At 39.0% G+C, this 22375-nt stretch carries 25 protein-coding genes; 11 read left to right on the top strand and 14 right to left on the bottom strand.

Annotated features, from left to right (window positions below):
- Positions 1-4 precede the first annotated feature (4 nt).
- The 9 genes from MSG95_RS01730 to MSG95_RS01770 form a co-directional block, all read right to left on the bottom strand.
- Positions 5-205, bottom strand: a complete 201-nt coding sequence (locus MSG95_RS01730; RefSeq protein WP_004699972.1) for an NF038104 family lipoprotein — start codon at positions 203-205, stop codon at positions 5-7.
- Between the two features lie 18 nt (positions 206-223).
- Positions 224-1246 (bottom strand): GTPase Era, encoded by a 1023-nt coding sequence (era, locus tag MSG95_RS01735; RefSeq protein ID WP_077163210.1) that lies wholly within the window; start codon positions 1244-1246, stop codon positions 224-226.
- A gap of 11 nt (positions 1247-1257) precedes the next feature.
- The gene (gene rnc / locus MSG95_RS01740) at positions 1258-1950 is read right to left on the bottom strand and encodes a ribonuclease III (protein WP_004699968.1); all 693 of its coding nucleotides are present in this window, start codon (positions 1948-1950) and stop codon (positions 1258-1260) included.
- On the bottom strand, positions 1922-2296 hold the full coding sequence (locus MSG95_RS01745) for a DUF4845 domain-containing protein (RefSeq protein WP_004699967.1): 375 nt from the start codon (positions 2294-2296) through the stop codon (positions 1922-1924). Before MSG95_RS01745 ends, rnc begins: the two co-directional genes overlap by 29 nt.
- A gap of 23 nt (positions 2297-2319) precedes the next feature.
- Positions 2320-3147, bottom strand: coding sequence for a signal peptidase I (gene lepB / locus MSG95_RS01750; RefSeq protein ID WP_004699965.1), 828 nt, complete (start codon positions 3145-3147; stop codon positions 2320-2322).
- A gap of 70 nt (positions 3148-3217) precedes the next feature.
- Positions 3218-5035, bottom strand: a complete 1818-nt coding sequence (gene lepA / locus MSG95_RS01755) for a translation elongation factor 4 (RefSeq protein WP_004699962.1) — start codon at positions 5033-5035, stop codon at positions 3218-3220.
- A 183-nt stretch (positions 5036-5218) separates the two neighbouring features.
- A complete protein-coding gene (locus MSG95_RS01760; protein ID WP_004699960.1) occupies positions 5219-5767 on the bottom strand; it encodes a GNAT family N-acetyltransferase in 549 nt (182 codons plus the stop codon).
- Positions 5768-5780: 13 nt separating this feature from the next.
- Positions 5781-6236, bottom strand: coding sequence for an acyl-CoA thioesterase (locus MSG95_RS01765; RefSeq protein WP_004699958.1), 456 nt, complete (start codon positions 6234-6236; stop codon positions 5781-5783).
- A gap of 120 nt (positions 6237-6356) precedes the next feature.
- Positions 6357-7733: a Do family serine endopeptidase gene (locus MSG95_RS01770; protein ID WP_004699956.1), complete on the bottom strand. Its 1377-nt coding sequence runs from the start codon at positions 7731-7733 to the stop codon at positions 6357-6359.
- A 231-nt stretch (positions 7734-7964) separates the two neighbouring features.
- Here MSG95_RS01770 and nadB point away from each other — a divergent pair, with 231 nt between their 5' ends.
- Positions 7965-9608, top strand: coding sequence for an L-aspartate oxidase (gene nadB / locus MSG95_RS01775; RefSeq protein WP_031944433.1), 1644 nt, complete (start codon positions 7965-7967; stop codon positions 9606-9608).
- A gap of 57 nt (positions 9609-9665) precedes the next feature.
- Here nadB and MSG95_RS01780 read toward each other — a convergent pair whose 3' ends face one another.
- The 4 genes from MSG95_RS01780 to pabC form a co-directional block, all read right to left on the bottom strand.
- Positions 9666-10082: a PaaI family thioesterase gene (locus MSG95_RS01780; protein ID WP_004699951.1), complete on the bottom strand. Its 417-nt coding sequence runs from the start codon at positions 10080-10082 to the stop codon at positions 9666-9668.
- Between the two features lie 133 nt (positions 10083-10215).
- On the bottom strand, positions 10216-10815 hold the full coding sequence (tmk, locus tag MSG95_RS01785) for a dTMP kinase (RefSeq protein WP_004699949.1): 600 nt from the start codon (positions 10813-10815) through the stop codon (positions 10216-10218).
- 9 nt (positions 10816-10824) lie between these two features.
- On the bottom strand, positions 10825-11895 hold the full coding sequence (mltG, locus tag MSG95_RS01790) for an endolytic transglycosylase MltG (protein ID WP_004699947.1): 1071 nt from the start codon (positions 11893-11895) through the stop codon (positions 10825-10827).
- Position 11896: 1 nt separating this feature from the next.
- A complete protein-coding gene (pabC, locus tag MSG95_RS01795) occupies positions 11897-12709 on the bottom strand; it encodes an aminodeoxychorismate lyase (protein ID WP_004699945.1) in 813 nt (270 codons plus the stop codon).
- A 262-nt stretch (positions 12710-12971) separates the two neighbouring features.
- Between pabC and MSG95_RS01800 the strand changes: the two genes are divergently transcribed.
- The 6 genes from MSG95_RS01800 to MSG95_RS01825 all read left to right on the top strand — a co-directional run bounded on the left by MSG95_RS01800 (position 12972) and on the right by MSG95_RS01825 (position 18481).
- Complete coding sequence (locus MSG95_RS01800) at positions 12972-13979, top strand: sulfate ABC transporter substrate-binding protein (protein WP_004699943.1); 1008 nt, start codon at positions 12972-12974, stop codon at positions 13977-13979.
- 30 nt (positions 13980-14009) lie between these two features.
- Positions 14010-14618: an RBBP9/YdeN family alpha/beta hydrolase gene (locus tag MSG95_RS01805; protein ID WP_004699940.1), complete on the top strand. Its 609-nt coding sequence runs from the start codon at positions 14010-14012 to the stop codon at positions 14616-14618.
- Between the two features lie 80 nt (positions 14619-14698).
- Positions 14699-15532: a sulfate ABC transporter permease subunit CysT gene (gene cysT / locus MSG95_RS01810; RefSeq protein WP_004699938.1), complete on the top strand. Its 834-nt coding sequence runs from the start codon at positions 14699-14701 to the stop codon at positions 15530-15532.
- Positions 15529-16413, top strand: coding sequence for a sulfate ABC transporter permease subunit CysW (cysW, locus tag MSG95_RS01815; RefSeq protein WP_004699936.1), 885 nt, complete (start codon positions 15529-15531; stop codon positions 16411-16413). Before cysT ends, cysW begins: the two co-directional genes overlap by 4 nt.
- A gap of 11 nt (positions 16414-16424) precedes the next feature.
- Entirely contained in the window at positions 16425-17486 is a 1062-nt protein-coding gene (locus MSG95_RS01820; RefSeq protein WP_004699934.1) for a sulfate/molybdate ABC transporter ATP-binding protein, read from the top strand.
- Positions 17487-17557: 71 nt separating this feature from the next.
- Positions 17558-18481 carry a CysB family HTH-type transcriptional regulator gene (locus tag MSG95_RS01825; protein ID WP_004699933.1) on the top strand — a complete coding sequence of 308 codons (924 nt, stop codon included), beginning with the start codon at positions 17558-17560 and terminating at the stop codon, positions 18479-18481.
- 84 nt (positions 18482-18565) lie between these two features.
- Here the strand turns inward: MSG95_RS01825 and carO are convergent, their stop codons facing one another.
- On the bottom strand, positions 18566-19309 hold the full coding sequence (gene carO, locus MSG95_RS01830) for an ornithine uptake porin CarO type 2 (RefSeq protein ID WP_004699932.1): 744 nt from the start codon (positions 19307-19309) through the stop codon (positions 18566-18568).
- 284 nt (positions 19310-19593) lie between these two features.
- Here carO and dapD point away from each other — a divergent pair, with 284 nt between their 5' ends.
- The 4 genes from dapD to MSG95_RS01850 all read left to right on the top strand — a co-directional run bounded on the left by dapD (position 19594) and on the right by MSG95_RS01850 (position 22367).
- Positions 19594-20415, top strand: coding sequence for a 2,3,4,5-tetrahydropyridine-2,6-dicarboxylate N-succinyltransferase (gene dapD / locus MSG95_RS01835; RefSeq protein WP_004699931.1), 822 nt, complete (start codon positions 19594-19596; stop codon positions 20413-20415).
- 99 nt (positions 20416-20514) lie between these two features.
- A complete protein-coding gene (gene queE / locus MSG95_RS01840) occupies positions 20515-21225 on the top strand; it encodes a 7-carboxy-7-deazaguanine synthase QueE (RefSeq protein ID WP_004699930.1) in 711 nt (236 codons plus the stop codon).
- Positions 21226-21265: 40 nt separating this feature from the next.
- Complete coding sequence (queC, locus tag MSG95_RS01845; RefSeq protein WP_001247780.1) at positions 21266-21937, top strand: 7-cyano-7-deazaguanine synthase QueC; 672 nt, start codon at positions 21266-21268, stop codon at positions 21935-21937.
- Between the two features lie 13 nt (positions 21938-21950).
- Positions 21951-22367, top strand: coding sequence for a hypothetical protein (locus tag MSG95_RS01850; RefSeq protein WP_004699929.1), 417 nt, complete (start codon positions 21951-21953; stop codon positions 22365-22367).
- Positions 22368-22375: the final 8 nt, after the last annotated feature.

Consider the following 22375-nt stretch of genomic DNA (forward strand, 5'->3'; position numbering starts at 1 on the left):
GAAACTATTCCTTAGATTCTTTTTCTTTCTTATCGTCGTCGTCACCATCAGGAATTACAGCTCCTACAACAGCAGCTGTACCCTTCACTACACCTTTAGTTGTTTTATAAGCAATACCTACTGGTACGGTTACAAGCTTGTATACACAACCTTGCAACATCAATGCACATCCAACAATAGCTAATATTGATGTAATTGCTTTCATACCAGTATTCCCTGCTTCTTAGATATCACTATATCCTAAACTTTTTAAAGCACGCTCATCATCAGACCAACCGCCTTTAACCTTAACCCATAAGGTAAGCATGATCTTTTGTTCGAACATTTTTTCCATATCTTTACGGGCATCCATACCAATCGTTTTAAGCTTGGCACCTTTCTCACCAATTACGATTGCTTTTTGACCAGCACGATCCACAAAAATAGTTGCATCGATATAAGTACAAGCTGGTTTTAATCGTCCCGTTTTCTCATTAACAGTTTCTTCTTCCGTTTTGAAAGATTCAATTTGTACTGTTAAATCATATGGAAGCTCTTCGCCCAACTGACGCATGATTTTTTCACGGATGATCTCACTTGCTAAGAAGCGCTCAGAACGGTCCGTAATTTGATCAAATGAATACAGTGGTGGCTGATAAGGAAGATATTTTTCAATCGTTTCACTTAAATGTTCCAAGTTAGCTCCACGTAGAGCAGAAACAGGAACAATCTCAGCAAAATTCATAAGCTTAGTACGCTCTTGAATTAGAGGAAGAATCTCTCTTTTATCTTCAAAAGTATCAGCTTTGTTAATCACCAAAATAACTGGCATTTCAGCATTCTTGAGTTTCTCAAGCACTAAATCGTCATTTTGAGTCCACTTATAGGCATCGATAACAAATAAAACTAAGTTAACGTCACGTAGTGCAGAATGCGCAGCACGGTTCATCATTTTATTGATGGCACGTACTTCTTTCTTATGCATCCCCGGTGTATCAACATAGACCGCTTGCATTTTTTCACGTGAATCAATACCAATAATTTTATGGCGTGTCGTTTGAGGTTTACGCGAAGTAATAGAAAGCTTTTGACCCAATAAATGGTTCATGAGGGTAGATTTACCCACATTTGGACGTCCCACAATCGCCACAAATCCGCTCTTAAAATCCGAAGGAATTGTAACGCCTTTGGAACTAAAAAATTGATCAATCAGATTGTTTGGATCTTGGTTTTCATTTGAATCTGGATTGATTTGATCAGAATGCATCGACATGCAGGTTATTGCTCCAATAACTTTAAAATTTCCGCCGCTGCTGCCTGCTCGGCAAAACGACGACTTGACCCCTCACCATAAATCTTTGGTAAACCATCTACCAAACATTCGACTTTAAAGTGCTGATGAGGCGCATCACCCTGAATATCTACAACCTCGTAAACAGGGAGATGTTTTTTACGTGCTTGTAGATACTCTTGTAAACGTGATTTTGGATCCTTGAGTTGATCTGTTGGCTCAATATGATCTAAATAAGGTACATACCATTTTAACACAATATCGTTAAGTAGGTTCAGGTCACTACAATCAAGATATATTGCGCCAATAATCGCTTCTACAGTATCTGCCAATATTGACTCACGATGATGACCACCAGATTTCAATTCGCCCGTGCTTAATATTAAACACCGACTAAGTTGCAAATCGGTTGCAATTTTACCTAAAGCTTCTTGGCGAACCAGAGTCGCACGCATACGCGTTAAACGCCCCTCATTTTCATGCGGGTAGGCATGATATAAATAATTGGCGATGATCATCCCCAATAGCGAATCGCCTAAAAACTCCAAACGTTCATAGTTATACCTATGACTCACCGAACGATGAGTCAAAGCTAACTGTAGCAATTCGGGCTGCTTAAATTGATAACCGATCCGACTGAGTAAGCGAGGATCACTTAGTTTGAACTGATGTTTTGTCAAAACTCTTCTCAAATGTTAAAACTAAATCAATATTTAGTAAGAATGGTTTTCTTACTTCATATTTCTTTTTGACAATTAGACCCGATTGGTTAAACACTTCTGCAATCTCCTTAAAATGGAGGTCACGAATATTGTTCATTTCAAGTCGTTGATCCATTTGTGTCATAAACTTTTGGGGTGTGGTATCAGCTGAGCTTTGTTGCATAAGCTCAGTAATCTGATTATTAATCACACGATCATCCCAATATGCTGGCCAAACTGCAAGTACGGCTTTCGCCGCAACTGCAAATATGACCACCCCAAATAAAATTGCTAAATACGAAGTACCCTGTTGTGCCTTACGCATTTTTGTTTTCCTAATGGTTGTTTTTAATCTATTTTTCCATTTCGGCTAAAGCTTGGCAGGTGGAAACCAGGTTCTTTATGCATCCAGACATAGAAAGCTCGGCCTGTTAAGTTTTCTTCAGGAACAAAGCCCCAGAAACGACTGTCAGCACTTTGATCACGGTTGTCCCCCATTGCAAAGTAATGTCCTTTTGGAACTGTCACTTCCCAATATAAACCGTCTTGGTTCGAATATTTGCCATTATCAACATAGTTGATAAAAGGTGCCTGACGCGCAACGTTTACGCCTTCAAGCTCACGCATTGTAAATGTATGATCACCAATCGTTTCTTTATGATAAATCGACGTAGGTGTATCTAAAGCATCTTTTTCACGACTAAACTGAGTTGCTACTTTAGGAATTTTTTGACCATTAATAATCAATTGCCCATGATCATAAACAATATGATCACCCGGTAAACCAATTACACGTTTAATGTAGCTAATAGTCGGCTGAGGTGGATAACGGAATACAATGACATCACCACGTTTAGGCTCACCAACATCAATCACTTTTTTATTGACGATAGGTAAACGAACACCATAGTCAAACTTGTTAACCAAAATAAAATCGCCAGTCTCTAAAGTTGGAACCATAGAGTCTGATGGAATGTTAAATGGTTCATAAAGGAATGAACGTAATACAAGCACAACGGCTAAAACTGGCCAAAAGTCATAGGCCCATGTAATAACAAAATTTTCGTTCTCTCGCCCTTTATTCGCACGCTGTTTAAAAACGAGCTTATCTAGCAACCACACTGCAAATAAAATCAGCGTAACTGGAACAAGAATTAAATTAAAATCAAAATCCACATGACCTCACTCGCAGCCTAGCTGCTTGCTTTATGGCTGGGAGAATATAAGTTCATCCCAGCCCTTTCTTTTATCTTTCTACTTTCAAAACAGCTAAGAACGCTTCTTGTGGAATTTCTACACTACCCACTTGTTTCATACGTTTCTTACCTTCTTTTTGTTTAGAAAGTAATTTCTTCTTACGAGACACGTCACCGCCATAACATTTTGCTAGGACGTTTTTACGCATCGCCTTAACGGTCGAACGAGCAATAATTTGCGCACCAATGGCAGCCTGAATTGCCACATCAAACATCTGACGCGGAATCAAGTCTTTCATTTTTTCAACTAGAGCAATACCACGATGACGAGCATCATTACGGTGACAAATCATAGCCAAGGCATCAACCTTTTCACTATTAATTAGCACATCAACCTTAACTAAAGATGAACTTTCAAAACGTACAAAGTTATAGTCTAGCGATGCAAAACCACGTGAACATGATTTAAGCTTGTCAAAGAAATCCATTACGACTTCAGCCATTGGAATTTCAAAAGTAATCGAAACTTGATTACCTAAGAATTTCATGTCTTTTTGTACACCACGACGCTCAATACATAAGGTCATGACATTACCTAAGTATTCTTGCGGCACAAGAATGTGACATTCAGCAATTGGCTCACGTAAATCTTCAACAACTGAACCATCTGGCATTTTAGATGGACTATCGATATAGATCGTCTCACCTTTTTTGGTAACAGCTTCATAAACTACTGTTGGTGCAGAGCTAATTAAATCGAGATCGTACTCACGCTCTAAACGCTCTTGTACGATTTCCATATGCAACATGCCCAAGAAACCACAGCGGAAACCGAAACCAAGTGCATCTGAACTTTCAGGTTCAAAGAACAAGGCAGAATCGTTAATTTGTAATTTCTGTAATGCTTCGCGGAATGGTTCAAAGTCACTTGAATCGATTGGGAAAAGACCCGCATAAACCTGCGGTTTAACCTTTTTGAAACCTGGTAACGTTGCAACGTCTGGTGTAGTCGCAAGTGTAATGGTATCACCTACTGGTGCACCAAAAATGTCTTTAATACCTGCAATAACAAAACCTACTTCACCAGCTTCAAGAATATCTGTTTCAGTATGCTTAGGATTAAATACACCAACAGAAGTTACTGGATGAGTTTGTCCTGTCGACTTAACCAACATTTTGTCGCCCTTACGGATACGACCTTGTTTGATACGAACAAGAGAAACTACACCTAAGTAGTTATCAAACCATGAATCGATAATTAACGCTTGAAGTGGAGCTTCACGGTCACCTTCTGGTGCCGGAATAACATCAACTAAACGCTCTAATACACCTTCAACGCCTAAACCTGTTTTTGCTGAACAAGTCGGTGCATCTGTCGCTTCAATCCCGATAATTTCTTCAATTTCATGAATTACACGTTCAGGTTCAGCCTGCGGTAAATCAATTTTATTCAAAATAGGAAGAACTTCGAGACCTTGTTCAATAGCTGTATAACAGTTTGCAACTGATTGTGCTTCTACGCCTTGCGCAGCATCAACAACCAATAATGCACCTTCACATGCAGCTAACGAACGAGAAACTTCATACGAGAAGTCAACGTGCCCAGGTGTATCAATAAAATTAAGCTGATATTCCTGCCCATTTGGATGGGTGTAATACAATGTCACAGACGCTGCTTTAATGGTAATCCCACGTTCGCGCTCAAGCTCCATTGAGTCCAAGACCTGAGCTTGCATCTCACGATCTTGTAGGCCACCACACATCTGAATGAAACGGTCAGCTAAAGTAGACTTACCATGATCAATATGAGCGATAATCGAGAAGTTTCGGATATTTTTGATATCAACGGATTTTTTAGCTTGCGCCATGGGCTACCTTGAGAAAATATAAAGTGCTATGTAGCTTGTTTTAATACATAGCCAAAGCGGTTTAACAAATTGCGAGAGATTATAGCAGATTGCAGAAATGAAAAAGATATAAATTATTTCTTTTAAAAAAAGCTTTTAAACTTCTTTATGTAACCAAGTAATGTTCTTTAAAGAAAACTTAAATTAGTACAACTTCAGCTCAAACTTAAGTAAGTTGTCAGATACCGTATTGTTAGTATGATTAACTGTTTTACCAATTAATTCAAATCCAAGATTATTTACAACTTGCTGAGATTTAATGTTCCATTCAAATATTTCAGCCCAAATATATTTTATTTTTTTCTCAAATAAAAGTTCTTGCTTCAAATGCTGAATTATCCCTGTAAGTGCTTCTTGCATATAACCAATACCCCATGCTTTAGGATGAAGCTCATAACCAATCACTACAGCAAAATCATTATCAACTTGCTTGATGCTATTTACACCACATGTTCCCAACATAGTTCTATCTTGTTTAAGGCGGATAGCATGCCTAAAACCTATACATGTCTTCCATTTTAGATGCATTTTTTCAATCAAAACTTCCGCTTCTTCTAAGGAAACAAAAGGTTTCAAATCATAGAATTCAAGTACTGTTGAATTTGAAAATAATTCAAAAACAGATGTTTTGTCACTTTCCTCCAGTTCACTTAAAATTAGTCTAGAAGTTTCAATCGAAAATAAATGCTCCAAATTTTGATCTCTCTTAATGGCTTCTATATGAAATAGTAAAATCTAAAGGATTTATACTTGAATCAAGGGGCTTGTAGGCTTGTGTAAAAGTTGGTGACATCCGTTTTGGTCGGCCTGATGCAATTTCAATACATGCCCATTTGGTATTCCCAACAAATAAAACTGCCTGATCAGAGGGACGATAAAAAACATACTGGCGAAATGAGTAAAGCGCATTGATATCATCTAGCCATGTCCGCAATATAATTTCTTCGCCTTCAAACGCAGCCTTACGGTATTGCACATGATGCTCAACAGCAACCATTGCATGTTTAAGTTCAAGGTATTTGGTTACACCTACCCCTAATGTTTCAACATGAGCAGCAGCAACATCTTGCATCCATTGGACATACATTACATTGTTAACATGGCCCAAGGCATCAATATGCTGTGGCTGAACCTGAATATGCAAATCGAAAATACTGCTCACAAAACACCCACTTTAATCATTAAACCTAAAACCACAATTAAATTAGCTAGATTGAACATTATGCCGAATACAAATAATAAAAAACCACCCATTTTCAGGGTGGTTCATTTTTAAATCATTTTACTGAATGCGTAAACCAAGCATTGCTCGTTGTCCTTGACGAATGATTCCAACACGTGCGACCGTATTTTTTTGTAAGTTAGAAACAACTTTTGCAAAATCTTGGCTATTCAAAATTTGAGTATTATTAACCTGAATAATCACGTCACCCGGAATAATATTTGACAATGATGCTAGTCCACCACGGCGAACATCTTGAACATAAATACCACCTTTTACGCTCAATGCATTTTTCTCTGGCTCAGCTAAATCACGAATACTCATGCCTAAAACCGGACCTTTAGAGGCAGAAGTCTGAGCACCTGTAGCTGGTGTTTCATCTGGTGCGGTTGCCAAAGTTGCCGAGATATTACGAGTTTTATCATCACGTAATACTTCAAACTGAACAGTTTGATTTGGCTGTACTTTGTTTAAAGCATAGAGCAAATCACTTGTGCGTAGTACAGAAGTTCCATTAAGTTTTAAAATCACATCACCAGCTCTAAGCCCTGCTTTTTGAGCAGGTGAATTTGGCGTAACTTGTGTGATAAGAGCACCTTCTGGTTTAGGTAATTTGTAGGCATCAGCAAGGTTACGATCAATATCTTGCATCATAACGCCTAAGTATGAACGAGTAACCTTCCCTTTGGTTTTAAGCTGTTCAGCTACATCCATCGCAACATCGATTGGAATAGAGAAAGACAAGCCCATATAACCACCAGTACCACTAAAGATACGTGAGTTTACTCCGACTACTTCACCGTTTTGATTAAACAATGGACCCCCTGAGTTACCTGGATTTAAAGCCACATCTGTTTGAATAAACGGTACAGAGGTTTCACCACTCATATTTCGTGATTTAGCACTGACAATACCTGCTGAGGCTGAGTAATCAAAACCAAATGGTGAACCAATCGCTAAAACAGGCTCACCGACTCGTAAGCGGTCAACATTACCCACTTTTAAAGCCGGATAATTATTCCCATTCACTTTTAATAAGGCAACATCGGTACGTTCATCACTACCAACAACAGTTGCATCAATTTCACGACGGTCGTTTAAAGTAATACTAATGCGGGAAGCATTTTCAATCACATGATGGTTTGTGAGTAAGTAACCATCTTTACTAATAAAGAATGCACTACCGTATGCGGTTTTTTCTTGAGGACCTTGTTGCTGTGGAATGATGACCTGATTACCAAAGAAACGTTTTAAAATTTCAGGAACTTGCTGTTGCAACAGTTCATCCTGAGTCATTTTTTTTACGACATTTACACTCACCACAGCTGGACTAACTTGTTCAACGAGGTTTGAAAAATCAACAGCAGCGTTTGCCTGAACAGCGGCAACTGTAAATACCGCTGCATACATTCCTTGTTGTAAATAGCGAGATTTCATTCGGTGCTCACCCACAATTGGTCTACGAGAAATAAGAATAAAACTTTTGTATCACAATGCTTTGGAATTGTGCGTAACAATATGTTTACTTATAAGACATCATGATCACGTTTATTTTACACATTGCAATTTTTTAAGGTAATTGCAATTTTTCTGTGACTTAGAGCGCTTAAGCTCTTGCCTTTTTAGGTAAAAAGGGGTGTCATTAGCGGACGTTTTAAATTGATGCGAATGGACATGCCTAATCAACAGACAATTCACCACTTTGACGTGATTATTGTGGGCAGTGGCGGTGCTGGTTTAAGTCTGGCTTTATCGTTACCAAGTCATTTTAATATTGCAGTTTTAGCCAAAGCTGCTTTGACTGAAGCAAGTACCTTCTATGCACAAGGCGGTGTTGCTGCTGTTCTTGATGAAACTGACTCTATTCAACAACACATTAATGACACGATGATCGCAGGTGCTCATTTATGTGAAATAGATGCAGTTCAACATACTGTAGAAGGCGGTCGCCCTTCTGTTGATTTCCTTTTAGAGCAAGGTGTTCAGTTCACCTTAGATGAAGATGAGCAACTTCACTTAACGCGTGAAGGTGGGCACTCACAGCGCCGCATTATCCATTCTGCTGATGCTACAGGCAAAGCCATTTCAACCACATTGGTTGAACGCGCCAAACAACGCGAAAATATTACTATTTTTGAAAACTATATTGCGATTGATTTAATCACGTCGCATAAATTGGGTCATACAGATCAGGTAAATCGCGCTATTGGTTTGTATGCCTTAGACGAAAACACTGAAAAAGTTCATACCTTCCTTGCACCATTTACCGCACTTGCTTGCGGTGGTGCGATGAAAGCTTACCTTTATACGTCTAACCCTGATATTGCTACAGGCGATGGTATTGCGATGGCTTACCGCGCAGGTTGTCGTGTTGCGAATATGGAATTTAACCAGTTCCATCCAACCTGCCTATACCATCCACAAGCACGTTCTTTTTTAATTACTGAAGCGATGCGTGGTGAAGGTGCTTACTTACGCTTGCCTGATGGTGAACGTTTTATGCTTCGTTTTGATGATCGTGCAGAGTTGGCTCCTCGCGATATTGTGGCACGTACCATTGACCACGAAATCAAGCGTCTCGGTATTCGTCATGTATGGTTAGATATTACCCACAAATCACCTGAATTTATTAAAGAGCACTTCCCTACACTTTATGCACGATTGCTTGAGTTAGGTATCGACATTACCAAAGACATGATTCCAGTAGTGCCAGCAGCTCACTATACATGTGGTGGTGTTGTAGTTGACTCAAATAGTCAGACCGATATTGAAGGTCTATATGCAATTGGTGAAACCTCTTATACAGGCTTACATGGCGCAAACCGTATGGCAAGCAACTCATTACTTGAGTGCTTTGTTTACGGCATGAGTGCAGCAAAAGACATCGAAAATAAGTTTGATGAAAACTTCAAATTACCAGAAGTACCAACTTGGGATGACTCTCAAGTAACCAACCCAGATGAAGATGTGGTGATTTTACAAAACTGGGATGAGTTACGTTCAACCATGTGGAACTACGTTGGTATTGTAAGAACTACAAAACGTTTAGAGCGTGCTTTACACCGTATAGAGATGTTAAAGCGTGAAATCACTGAATATTATCAAGATTATCGTGTCAGTAAAAACCTGATTGAACTGCGTAATCTTGTGCTCGTTTCTGAGATGATTGTTCGCTGTGCCATGCACCGCAAAGAATCACGTGGACTACACTACACGCTCGATTATCCAGAAACTTCAAAAGAGATTCGTAAAACTGTTTTAACTCCTCCAACTTTTACAGTAGAACAACCATTGGTTAATACCGAAATTTAAACTGTTCTTCTTATAAAAAAAGCACAGCTCTTGCTGTGCTTTTTTTGAATTTAATATTCATGGTCTAGGTGGAATTGAATAAGTTGCGGTTACATGCGCTACTGGTTCATCTAATCCTACTGAATAAATCCATACCTCACCCACGACAAGACTCTTTCCGACTTTCATGAGCTTACATTCGCTGCGTAGATCTTTATCACCTGCGGGTTTTCTAAGAAAGTTAATATTAAAATTCGTCGTTACCGCCAAACCAACAATTCCAATTTCACCGAGTATTGCGATATACAAAGCAAAGTCTGCCAAAGTCATCATGGTAGGTCCAGATATGGTACCACCCGGACGTTGATGTCTTTGATCGACATGATAATAAACGACAGCAGCTTTAGGCGTGACTGATTCAATCGTGCAATGTTCAAGACTTGGGGGAAATTCCTTTTCAAGAAACGCTATAATTTCTTCTTTTGAACTTTTCATCCTTGTTTTTCTTCGATTTAAGAACAGTATTCAAAATAGCATAAAATATTGTTCAATATGCTCTATGTTCTTTTTAAGCAGATTTGTCATTATTTTTAACCACTCCCACAAATATGAGAGTGGCTTTTATTATTTATCCTAAATATTGTAAGGCTTGCTCAAACACCTGATCAGGACTTTGCGTAGCATCTAAACGTTTAATACGTTCAGGTTCAGCTTTCCATAAGGTCTCATAACCTTCGCGAACTTTAGTAAAGAAACTTAACTTTTCTTGTTCAAAACGGTCTAAAGCTCCACGCTCACGTGCACGGTTCATACCGAGTTCAATCGGTGCATCTAACCAGAAAGTCACGTTTGGCATACGTGAAACAAAGTTCTGATTTAAAAGCTGTAATTTATCTTGGCTTAAACCACGACCCGAACATTGGTAAGCAAAGCTTGCATCGGTAAAGCGATCACTTAAAACAATTTTGCTAGACTCTAGAGCCGGCAAAATCACTTGTTGTAAGTGTTGCGCACGTGCCGCATAAATTAAGAGTAGTTCAGTATCGTGACTCATATTTTCATCATGATTTACCGCTAAAAGCATTGAACGTATTTGTTCTGCTAAAGGCGTACCACCTGGTTCACGGGTTAAAACAACTTGTTTACCTTGCTCTTCAAAATGCTGATGAATTTTTCGAATGAGTGTAGTTTTACCTACCCCTTCCGTGCCTTCAAAGCTAATAAACATCTTTTTTCCTTATTTCTTCGATCTCAACACGGATAAGTACTCTTGTACCGCTTGATTATGAGCCTGTAAATCTGCTGTAAATTTATGACCGCCATTACCAGTTGCCACAAAATAAATATTATTTGAGTCATCTGGATGTAATGCTGCTTCAATTGCCTTTTGACTAGGTAAAGCAATTGGTGTCGGCGGTAAACCATTAATAGTATAGGTATTATATGCAGTTGGTGTACGTAAGTCTTCGCGAGTAATCTTGCCTTTATAGTTATCACCCATTCCATAAATCACGGTTGGGTCAGTTTGTAAACGCATACCAATTTTCAAACGGCGCACAAATACACCAGATACTTGCTCAAGCTCACTATCTACACTTGTTTCTTTTTCAACAATTGAAGCCATAATTAAAGCTTCATACTTATCTTTATAAGGTAAGTTTGGTGCACGATTTGCCCAAGCAGTATCTAAGGCTTTCATTTGATGATGATATAAAGCGGTGAGGATTTTTTTATCAGTCTCACCTTTTGCAAAGAAATAAGTGTTAGGCGCAAATAAACCTTCCGGATGATGATATGGAATTCCTAGCGCCTTCATGAGCTGATCATCAGGTAAATCGAGTATTGTATTTTTTACATTTTTATCATTTTTCAAAGCAGTAATAAGCTGTTTAAAGGTCGTACCTTCAATCACCAAAACACGGTTCATCTGAGCATTATCAGCATTAGACAACATCTCTAATACTTGCCTTACGCTCATCCCTTGTTCAATTTCATACACACCAGCTTTCATGCTGTCATGAATCATAAACTTTTGATAAAGCTTTAATACGATAGGAAAGCTAATTTTGTCTTCTTTTGCTAAACGATCAATAAAACCAGAATAAGTTTCCCCAGATGTAATAGATAACATCTGCTTTTTCCCTTCAACAGGATAAGCTTTAAATAAACTTGACCACAAAATAGCAAAAATAGAAATTAAAACAATAAAAAAGCCAATCAGCACCAACTTTTTAGGAAAATGAGATGCTGTTTTATTGCCCTTTTTTTTAGCATTTTTTGCTTTCGCGTTCACAGGTGGCTTCGGCATATTAATGAATCTGATTCAAGTTAAGGATATGAAATAAATCTATGCATGCCTGTGAATCTAGAGTTTGTTCACCTATTTGAGTAACTACTCGCATTGGATGTAAAGCATTACAAAAGAATAGACTCTGTATTTGTGGCACTTCATCTAATTCAATTATTCTGACTTCGCAGGCAATTCCATGGTGCTGCATACGCGCCAGAATTTCTGCACGCATCACACCGTGGACGCCATTATAGCGAAGTTCCGGTGTAATCCATCTATCATTTAAACGAATAAAACAATTACTGCTTACCCCTTCAACAATATAACCTTGTACATCAGATACTAATGCTTCTGCCCACCCTTGTTGATCTGCTTCTTTTTTTAGCAGTACCTGTTCCAGACGGTTTAAAGATTTAAGTCCAACTAGACTTGGCATGGTTAAACCCAAGGCCTGATTTAAAACCCCACACTTAATAAAGTCTGGTCGGAACTGATCTAATGCTTTTGGATAGAACCAGACATAAATATCTGCTTCATGCTTTGGCAAACTATAACCACGGTCACCTTCACCACGGCTAATTACAATTTTTAAAGTACCATTGAGTACAAGGTTTTGTTTATATAGATGCTGTAAACTCTGTTCAATGAAGTCAAAGTTTGCAGTTAAAGCTAGTTTTTGGGAGGCAAGTTTTAGACGTTCCCAGTGTCGAGCCTTAAGCTCAACCTTATTTTGAAAAATACGAATTGTGGTAAAGCATCCATCCCCATAATGAAATGCTCGGTCTAGTAACGGAATGGTTTCAACAGGTTGACCATTTTTAAAACACCACATGCTTAATCCGTCCTTTCTTAAAAACCGCCCAACAATACAACACCTTTCATTTAATTAATAAATGACTGATTTTAAAAAATTATACCGATTTAATCAGCACTTTTGAAACTTGTTATATATCAAGATTTAAGAATAGTTTATCCATTTTTTATATTTCTATATTTTTCATATTAAATTCGTTTTTTATTATTTTTTTAGAATAAAGACTAGCGCTATTCTGCGTTCATGTTTTGAACATTTCGTATTTTTGAGGGGTTATCTCATGCGTTTTTCTCAATTAAAAGTTGGGGTTATTGCTGCGCTTCTTTCTGTTTCATCATTTGCAGCACAAGAATTTTTAAACGTTTCTTACGATCCTACTCGTGAGTTATATACAGACTTTAATAAGCAGTTTGGTGCTTATTGGAAACAGCGTACTGGTCAAGATATTCAGTTTAAGCAATCACACGGCGGTTCCGGCAAACAGGCTCGTGCAGTGATTGATGGCTTAAATGCTGACGTTGTGACATTAGCACTTGCAGCTGATATTGACGAAATTGCTGAAAAAGCAAAATTGCTCCCAACTGATTGGCAGAAGAAGTTACCGCAAAACTCTACACCATACACATCAACAATCGTATTTTTGGTACGTAAGGGTAATCCTAAACAAATTAAAGACTGGGGTGACTTAATCAAACCAGGTGTAGAAATTATTACACCAAACCCAAAAACTTCTGGCGGTGCTCGCTGGAACTACCTTGCAGCTTGGGCTTGGGCAAAACATCAACCAGGTGGTAACGATGCTAAAGCACAAGAGTATGTCCGCCAAATTTATAAGCACACTAAAGTTCTAGATTCGGGTGCACGTGGTGCAACTACGACTTTTGCTGAACGTGGCATTGGTGATGTGTTACTTGCTTGGGAAAATGAAGCTCATTTAGCTGTTCGCGAACAACCGGGCAAATTTGAAATTATTACCCCGTCTCTTTCGATTTTAGCTGAACCACCAGTTGCTGTTGTTGAGAAAAACGCTGCCAAAAAAGGCAATCTCACCATCGCGAAAGGTTACCTCAACTACTTGTACTCACCTGCTGGCCAAGAAATTGCAGCACGTAACTTCTACCGCCCTCGTAATGCAGCTGTACTCAAAAAATACAGCAATGTATTTAAGCCATTGAAACTCGTAACAATTGATAAAGAGTTTGGCGGTTGGACAAAAGTGCAAAAACAACACTTTGATAATGGTGGTGTTTTCGATCAAATCGTGAAAATTAATAGTGCAGAGAAGTAATTCTTTGTACTAAGGATAAGGAGAACAGACATGACTCACTCTGTAATTGTTCCAGGTGTAGGTGGAAGTGAACATCAACATTGGCAATCTTGGTTGCAGCGTCAACTCGTGTCTAGTTCTCGTGTTGAGCAAAAAAACTGGGATAGACCCGTATTAAGTGAATGGATTGAACAATTTGTTAAAACAGTTCAAGCGGTACAAGCACCCGTGCAAATTGTTGCGCATAGCTTCGGTTGCTTAACCAGTGTTGCTGCTTTAGCTGAGCATCCTGAGTTACAAGCTCAGGTTAAAAAACTAATTTTGGTTGCTCCTGCAAATCCGGCACGTTTTGGTGAAGCTGGTTTTGCTCGCCATAGCTTGACTGACTACAAAGATTATTTTCATCAGTTAAAAATTAATGTGCCTACAACACTACTGATTAGTGAAAATGATCCTTGGTTAGATTTTTTTGATGCTTTACAACTTGCTAAAGCTTGGCAATTAAATCCTATTAATCTTGGAGAAGTCGGTCATATTAATGTTGCTTCCGGTTTTGGCCCATTCCCTGATTTACTGAACTATCTACTTCCTGAAGACTCGATGTGTAGCCACTCATCTATTGATCCGGTAAAGACACATTTCTCTTTGAAATTTGCTTAATACCCAGCTTTATACCGCGCCGTTTATCTTTATTTATTCGCTTACTGGTTTCAGCAGGCTTTTCTCTTTGAGGAAATATCATGTCGCAGCGATCCCGAGTGCTGCCTGGGTTTGGTCTATCATTGGGCTTCACCCTCGCCTACGTTTCTTTTATTGTGCTTATTCCATTAGCCGCAGTCTTTATCAAATCATTTGGAATCGGATGGGACGGACTATGGGAAATTTTAACCTCTGAACGTATTTTAAAATCACTTCAATTGAGCTTTAGTTCAGCTTTAATTGCGGCGTTTATTAATGTTGTTTTCGGACTACTTTTAGCTTGGTGCCTTGTTCGTTATAACTTTCCCGGAAAACGTCTGGTTGATGCTTTAGTAGACTTACCTTTCGCACTTCCAACAGCAGTTGCAGGTATTGCGCTTACTTCACTTTATGCACCCACTGGCTGGATTGGTCAATATTTAGAACCACTCGGTATTCAGGTTGCCTATACACCGATCGGAATTACGCTAGCTTTAGTATTTATTGGTATTCCTTTTATTGTTCGAACTGTTCAACCCGTACTAAGCGATATCGAAACCGAGCTTGAAGAGGCTGCTTCTGCACTTGGGGCAAATCGCTGGCAGACGATTACTAAAATTATTTTGCCAATATTACTACCTGCTCTATTTACAGGCTTTGCTTTAGCATTTGCTCGTGGCGTGGGTGAGTATGGTTCTGTAATTTTCATCGCAGGTAACCAGCCGTTTAAAACAGAAATTGCCCCACTCATGATTATTTCTCGCCTTGAAGAATATGACTATGCAGGTGCAACCACCATTGCAGCGGTCATGTTGGTTCTCTCTTTCATTATTTTATTTGCCATTAATTTACTTCAAGCATGGGCAAACCGTCGTACAGGGAGAAATATCACATGAACCTACATACCGACAGCAATGCACTTGCTTTGAAGTTACAGTCTCGTGATGCGACTCGTGAACCGACTTGGGTACGTTATACGCTCATTACAGTTGCACTGATTTTCTTTCTTAGTTGCTTAATGCTGCCACTTATTTTGGTTTTTGTTGAAGCATTTAAACAAGGCCTTGAAGTTTATGTTCAGGCTTTAATTGATCCAGATACTTTGTCAGCGGTGAAATTAACATTACTCACCGCAGCGATTGCAGTTCCAATTAACGTGATATTTGGTATTGCCGCAGCATGGGCTGTTTCTAAGTTCCAGTTTAGAGGTAAAGCGATTCTAACCACCATTATTGATATGCCTTTTTCGGTTTCACCAGTTATTGCAGGTTTAATGATTGTACTGATTTTTGGTGCTCAAGGTTGGTTAGGCGGCTGGTTAATGGACCATGACATCAAGATTTTATATGCCGTACCTGCGATTGTATTAGCAACTATCTTTATTACCGTTCCTTTTGTTGCACGTGAGTTAATTCCACTGATGGAAGCTCAAGGAACAGAGGAAGAAGAAGCAGCAATTGTGTTAGGTGCTTCAGGCTGGCAAACCTTTTGGAAAGTCACTCTGCCTAACATTAAGTGGGGTTTAATTTACGGCGTGATTTTGTGTAACGCGCGTGCAATGGGTGAGTTTGGTGCAGTATCAGTGGTTTCTGGTCACATTCGTGGTGAAACCAATACCCTGCCACTTCATGTTGAAATTTTATATAACGAGTACACCTTCAGTGCAGCCTTTGCCGTGTCCTCATTACTTGCTTTCTTAGCCTTATTAACACTGGTATTGAAAACTTGGTTAGAACTGCATCAAGACAAACCAGAACCGCATTCAACTGATTCGTAAGGAATGAAATCATGAGTATTCAAGTTAAGAATATTGAAAAACACTTTGGTGCATTCCATGCGCTTAAAAATATTTCCCTAGATTTTCCAGAGGGCGAACTGGTTGCGCTACTCGGACCATCTGGCTGCGGTAAAACCACACTACTTCGGATTATTGCTGGATTAGAATCAGCTGATGATGGTCAAGTGCTGCTTGAAGGCGAAGATGCAACTAATGTCCATGTTCGCGAACGTCAAGTTGGCTTTGTATTTCAGCACTATGCTTTATTCCGTCATATGACTGTATTTGACAATATTGCTTTTGGTTTACGTGTTCGCCCTCGTGCGACCCGTCCTTCGGAAGCTGAGATTAAAAAACGTGTTACTCGTCTGCTTGACCTAGTTCAACTGGGCTTTTTAGCAGACCGCTACCCTGCTCAGCTTTCTGGTGGTCAACGTCAACGTATTGCTTTAGCTCGAGCACTCGCTGTAGAGCCTCGTGTGCTATTGCTTGATGAACCATTTGGCGCACTAGATGCCAAAGTCCGTAAAGAACTACGTCGCTGGTTACGCAACTTGCATGACGAATTGCATATCACTTCAATTTTTGTAACCCATGATCAAGAAGAAGCTCTTGAAGTGGCTGACCAGATTATTGTGATGAATAAAGGTAACGTTGAACAAATTGGTTCACCACGTGAAGTCTACGAAAAACCTGCAACGCCATTTGTATTTGATTTCTTGGGTCAAGCAAATCGTTTTGAAGGTGAACATGCTGGCGGTATTATCCGTATTGGCAATGATCGTATCAAATTACCGACTACAGTTCAGGCACCGCAAGGAAAAGTGATTGCTTTTGCCCGTCCGGATGAGTTACATATTCATTCGCAACCACAGGCAAATACAATTGAAGCAACTTTTGTACGTGAAGTCTGGATTGCTGGAAAAGTAGTGGCGGAATTACAAGATCGTAATGGACGTTTAATTGAGATTGCTCTGAGCAGTGAAGCTGCAAAACAACATGCATTTAAACCAAATCAAACTGTTTGGGTCAGTGCATCTCAACTTCATCTATTTGCAGATCAAGTTGCTTAAGGAATTATTTGGTGAGGAATCATGTCGCGGAATTTAAAGCCGTTCCTCACCTCTTTCGAGGAAAAGTGTAAATGAACTTTCAACAATTAAGAATTATCCGAGAAACAGTACGCCAAAACTTTAATTTAACGGAAGCATCTGCCGCGTTATACACCTCTCAATCAGGTGTCAGTAAACATATTAAAGATTTAGAAGATGAATTAGGTGTACAACTTTTCGTTCGTAAAGGTAAACGTTTACTTGGTTTAACTGAACCAGGCCAATCACTACTTAGCATTGTAGAGCGTATGCTTGTAGATGCGGAAAATATTAAACGTCTTGCCGATGACTTTAATAAAGTGGATGAAGGTACACTCACGATTGCAACAACGCATACTCAAGCACGTTATGTACTACCCCCGATCGTTAATCAATTTAAAAAGCTATTCCCTAAAGTACATTTGATTTTGCAACAAGCCAGCCCTGTTGAAATTGCAGAAATGCTATTACAAGGTGAAGCAGATATTGGTATTGCGACAGAGTCTTTAACAACTGAAGAAAACTTAGCAAGTATTCCATACTATCAATGGCAACACAGTATTATTACTCCGCAAGATCACCCGCTTGCAAAGCTCAATAAGATTGATCTTGATGCTTTATCTGAATATCCGCTAATTACTTATCATGGTGGTTTTACAGGTCGTTCAAAAATTGATAAGGCATTTGAAGATGCCCAAATTGATGCAGATATCGTAATGTCTGCGCTTGATGCCGATGTTATCAAGACTTATGTAGAACTTGGCATGGGCGTCGGAATTGTCAACGATGTTGCTTACGATGCAGAACGTGACTATCGTTTAAAACAAATTAAAACTGATATCTTTGGTGTTAACACCACATGGATTGCTGTTCGTAAAGGCCATTTATTACGTGGTTACGGTTATGAGTTTATTTCTTTATGCTCACCCGATGCTGACATTAAAGCCCTCAAGAAAATTGCTTATCCAGATGAATAAAAATTAAGAATAAAATAAAAGAGCTGAATAGCTCTTTTATTAAGTTCAAAAAAAAACGAGCCGAAGCTCGTTTTTTTATATTTATTACCAGAAGAAGTTCACACCAACTTTACCCACTGGTAACCATTTGTATTTGTCATCGTTACGGATTTTGTTTTCTTGATCATCTAAAGTCTTACCTAGAGTACGACCATCGCTACCAATTAATGCATCATTATTTGAAGCTAAAGTTACTTTAGGATTACCAGTATAATAGGCACCGACTTCACCAAATACGCCCCAGTTTTTATTGATTTTAGGTGCGAAACCAAAACCTACGTAAGGAGCAATATCGTTATCATACTTTAGATTACCAGCGATATTTACCCCATTAGCACCCCCATTAAAACGATTTCCATCAATTTCAACAGAAGCATTCGTACCTACTTTTTTAGTCAAGTCATATTGACTATCAACATATGCTGCTCCAGCAGCGATATATACGCCTTGCGCCCAACGATTAGTACTTGCACCCCATGGACGAATCTCAGCATTTAAATATGCTAATTTATTATCCATATCCATGTCATACTTAGTACCATTGATTGATAAATCATCAGACCAAGAAATATCACCACCGTTATAACCCAATGCTAAACCAACGTATGGGTTTGCTTGCCATAATAAAGCACCACCATAGCCTGTAGTACCAACTTCAGCACGAGCGCCTACTGGAATTAATTGGTTCTTATCGAATGCATAACTGTCATGAACAACAGCTTCATCTGCCATTGCAGCACCAGCAGCAAGTAAAGCTGTAGTTGTCACTAAAACACGTAATACTTTCATCGTTTTCTCCTCAAGAAAAGGCTCTGTTTTTAATTTTTCAGCTTGTGACAAAAATTATATTCAAGAGCATAGAGTCTTTTTTATACAAAAACTGCTAGATTTCTGTTATTTTTTGATACAAATTGAGTTAAATTTTTATTTTCAAATCATTTTTGTGTAAAAAACACTTGATTATCTAATAAGCTTTTCCACTTTAACTCTCGCTTAAAACGTAACACGTTTTTTCAAAGATTCTTGTCACAAATTAGTGTAAAATCTTTAAAATTTTTTATGGAAGGAAGATCATGTCTCAGCTTTCTACGATCATTGAGCAAGCATTTGAAGACCGCGCAAACTTTACTGCAGCAGATTGCTCAAGCGAAATTCGCCAAGCTGTTGAAGAAGCAATTGCTGGATTAGATAACGGTACACTTCGTGTTGCAGAAAAAATCAATGGTGAATGGGTTGTTCATCAATGGTTAAAAAAAGCTGTTTTATTATCATTTAAACTAAATGACAATAAACCAATCGAGTCATGTGATCTTCGTTTCTACGACAAAGTTGAAACTAAATTCTCTGGTTGGACTGAAGAGCAATTTAAAGCTGCTGGGGTGCGTGTTGTGCCTCCTGCTGTTGCTCGTCGCGGTAGCTTCCAAGCTAAAAATGTGGTGTTAATGCCATCTTATGTCAACATTGGTGCTTATGTAGATGAAGGCACAATGGTTGATACATGGGCAACTGTAGGTTCATGTGCTCAAATTGGTAAAAACGTTCACTTGTCTGGTGGTGTTGGTATCGGCGGCGTTTTAGAGCCTTTACAAGCTAACCCGACAATTATTGAAGATAACTGTTTTATCGGTGCACGTTCTGAAATCGTTGAAGGCGTAATTGTTGAAGAAGGCTCAGTTATCTCAATGGGCGTTTTCATCGGTCAATCAACTAAAATTTATGACCGCGAAACTGGGGAAATCCATTACGGTCGTGTACCAGCAGGTTCAGTTGTAGTTTCAGGCAGCTTGCCATCTAAATGTGGTACTTACAGCTTATATGCTGCAATCATCGTGAAAAAAGTTGATGCAAAAACACGTGCAAAAACTAGCTTGAACGATTTGTTACGCGCTGACTAATTTGTTATAACTCTCTTGCGGAGCCTTAATCGCTCCTCATCTCTACGATCAACACTGATCGTAGAGATTTTATTTTTTATATAATGTGGTATTTCTAGAATGGCTTCCTTACGTTCCTCTGCAATTCCTGTCTCTGACCCTGCGTCTGGTTTACGCATTACCGAGATTTTTTACTCGTTGCAGGGTGAAGCAAATGCCTCTGGTCTACCGACTGTATTTATTCGTCTTACAGGCTGTCCTTTACGTTGTACATATTGCGATACTACCTATTCTTTTGAAGGTGGTGAACGTTTATCACTTGAGCACATTATTGAAACGGCTGAAAAATATAAAACGCCTTATATTTGTGTGACTGGTGGTGAACCTTTAGCGCAGCCAAATTGCTTAATTTTATTACAACGTTTATGCGATGCTGGTTTTGACGTTTCTTTAGAGACCAGTGGTGCCCTTGATGTCTCAAAAGTAGACCCTCGCGTTTCTAAAGTCCTCGATTTAAAAACTCCAACTTCTGGTGAAGAACATCGTAATCTCATCAGCAATCTTGACTATCTAACCTCACATGACCAAATCAAATTTGTGATTTGTAACCGTGAAGATTATGAATGGTCAAAGCAACAAGTTGAACAATATCAACTGCAAACTAAAGTCAGTACCGTTTGGTTCTCCCCTGCTTTTGCAGTTGAAAAAGGTGCTGTTGGCCTACCACGTTTAGCACGTGATCTGGCACAGTGGATACTGGACGATAAAATGCCTGTTCGTTTCCAACTACAGTTACATAAACTGCTTTGGAATGATGAATCAGGTCGTTAATCGCTCAATAAAATAAATTATTCCGAATATGGAGAAAAATATGCGCCCTCGTGCCATTGTTTTACTTTCAGGCGGCTTAGACTCAACCACTTGCCTAGCTTGGGCACAAGCGCGCTATGAATGTATTGCTATTAGTTTTATGTATGGTCAACGCTCGACCACTGAACTTGATGCAGCAAAAGCATTAGCTCAACGTGCTGGTGTTGAACATCGTGTTATTAATATCGATTTAGCGAATTTAGGTGGATCTGCACTTACAGACCATAACATTGCGGTACCAGAACAATTACAAGAAGGCATTCCTGTAACTTATGTACCAGCACGTAACACAATTTTCCTTTCATATGCCTTAGCAGCAGCCGAAGTATTCAATGCTGAAGCAATTGTGATTGGTATCAATGCTGTTGATTATTCAGGATATCCTGATTGTCGCCCAGAATTTATTGATGCTTTTGCCAATATGGCTCGTTTAGCAACAAAAGCTGGCGTTGAAGGAAAACCACTTAAATTTGAAACACCCCTGTTACATTTATCCAAAGCGAATATTATACGTTTAGGGATTGAACATGGCGTAGACTATAGCCAAACGGTATCTTGCTACCAAGCAGATGCTCAAGGACGTGCGTGTGGCAAGTGTGACAGTTGCCGTTTACGTAAAGAAGGCTTTATCGATGCTGGTGTTACCGATCCAACACGCTATATACCGCAATAAGTAGGTAAAATTTATGAAGTTGTTAAAATCAAATCTTATTCTTTCATCTTTATTCTCAGCAGTTGCACTTATGGCTGGTTCAGCTCATGCAGCTGAAAACCCAGTTCAAGCGGCATATAAAAGCACTAACGTTAAAGGTGCATTAATCAACGTTTGTAAAGACCAAACTGCAAAAGGCGGTAAATTAAGTTCAGCTGAAGTTAGCAAATTCTGTAGCTGCCAAGTTGATGCTCAAGGTAAAGTAACTGAAGCTCAAAAATGGGAAATTCAAAGCGCAATCAATGCGAAGAAAAGCCCAAGCTCTTTAGCTTTTGTACAACAACAAAACCGTGATCTTAAAGCATGTTTTGGTCCTCAGTTAACAACTAAACTTGAAAAGTTAACTGAAGATGCGATGAAAGCAGCTCAACAACAAGCTCCTAAAAAATAAGCTTTTAT

The sequence above is a fragment of the Acinetobacter sp. IK23 genome (assembly GCF_035615275.1).
GTDB lineage: Bacteria > Pseudomonadota > Gammaproteobacteria > Pseudomonadales > Moraxellaceae > Acinetobacter > Acinetobacter seifertii.

Bases quoted from the DNA above. Each gene is read 5' to 3' on its own strand.
- carO (WP_004699932.1), bottom strand. From the start codon at position 19,309: ATGAAAGTATTACGTGTTTTAGTGACAACTACAGCTTTACTTGCTGCT.
- pabC (WP_004699945.1), bottom strand. From the start codon at position 12,709: ATGTGGTGTTTTAAAAATGGTCAACCTGTTGAAACCATTCCGTTACTA.
- MSG95_RS01805 (WP_004699940.1), top strand. From the start codon at position 14,010: ATGACTCACTCTGTAATTGTTCCAGGTGTAGGTGGAAGTGAACATCAA.
- MSG95_RS01745 (WP_004699967.1), bottom strand. From the start codon at position 2,296: ATGCGTAAGGCACAACAGGGTACTTCGTATTTAGCAATTTTATTTGGG.
- era (WP_077163210.1), bottom strand. From the start codon at position 1,246: ATGCATTCTGATCAAATCAATCCAGATTCAAATGAAAACCAAGATCCA.
- MSG95_RS01780 (WP_004699951.1), bottom strand. From the start codon at position 10,082: ATGAAAAGTTCAAAAGAAGAAATTATAGCGTTTCTTGAAAAGGAATTT.
- MSG95_RS01820 (WP_004699934.1), top strand. From the start codon at position 16,425: ATGAGTATTCAAGTTAAGAATATTGAAAAACACTTTGGTGCATTCCAT.
- cysW (WP_004699936.1), top strand. From the start codon at position 15,529: ATGAACCTACATACCGACAGCAATGCACTTGCTTTGAAGTTACAGTCT.
- nadB (WP_031944433.1), top strand. From the start codon at position 7,965: ATGGACATGCCTAATCAACAGACAATTCACCACTTTGACGTGATTATT.
- MSG95_RS01850 (WP_004699929.1), top strand. From the start codon at position 21,951: ATGAAGTTGTTAAAATCAAATCTTATTCTTTCATCTTTATTCTCAGCA.
- queE (WP_004699930.1), top strand. From the start codon at position 20,515: ATGGCTTCCTTACGTTCCTCTGCAATTCCTGTCTCTGACCCTGCGTCT.
- queC (WP_001247780.1), top strand. From the start codon at position 21,266: ATGCGCCCTCGTGCCATTGTTTTACTTTCAGGCGGCTTAGACTCAACC.
- MSG95_RS01825 (WP_004699933.1), top strand. From the start codon at position 17,558: ATGAACTTTCAACAATTAAGAATTATCCGAGAAACAGTACGCCAAAAC.
- mltG (WP_004699947.1), bottom strand. From the start codon at position 11,895: ATGCCGAAGCCACCTGTGAACGCGAAAGCAAAAAATGCTAAAAAAAAG.
- dapD (WP_004699931.1), top strand. From the start codon at position 19,594: ATGTCTCAGCTTTCTACGATCATTGAGCAAGCATTTGAAGACCGCGCA.
- lepA (WP_004699962.1), bottom strand. From the start codon at position 5,035: ATGGCGCAAGCTAAAAAATCCGTTGATATCAAAAATATCCGAAACTTC.
- tmk (WP_004699949.1), bottom strand. From the start codon at position 10,815: ATGTTTATTAGCTTTGAAGGCACGGAAGGGGTAGGTAAAACTACACTC.
- cysT (WP_004699938.1), top strand. From the start codon at position 14,699: ATGTCGCAGCGATCCCGAGTGCTGCCTGGGTTTGGTCTATCATTGGGC.
- MSG95_RS01800 (WP_004699943.1), top strand. From the start codon at position 12,972: ATGCGTTTTTCTCAATTAAAAGTTGGGGTTATTGCTGCGCTTCTTTCT.
- MSG95_RS01770 (WP_004699956.1), bottom strand. From the start codon at position 7,733: ATGAAATCTCGCTATTTACAACAAGGAATGTATGCAGCGGTATTTACA.
- MSG95_RS01730 (WP_004699972.1), bottom strand. From the start codon at position 205: ATGAAAGCAATTACATCAATATTAGCTATTGTTGGATGTGCATTGATG.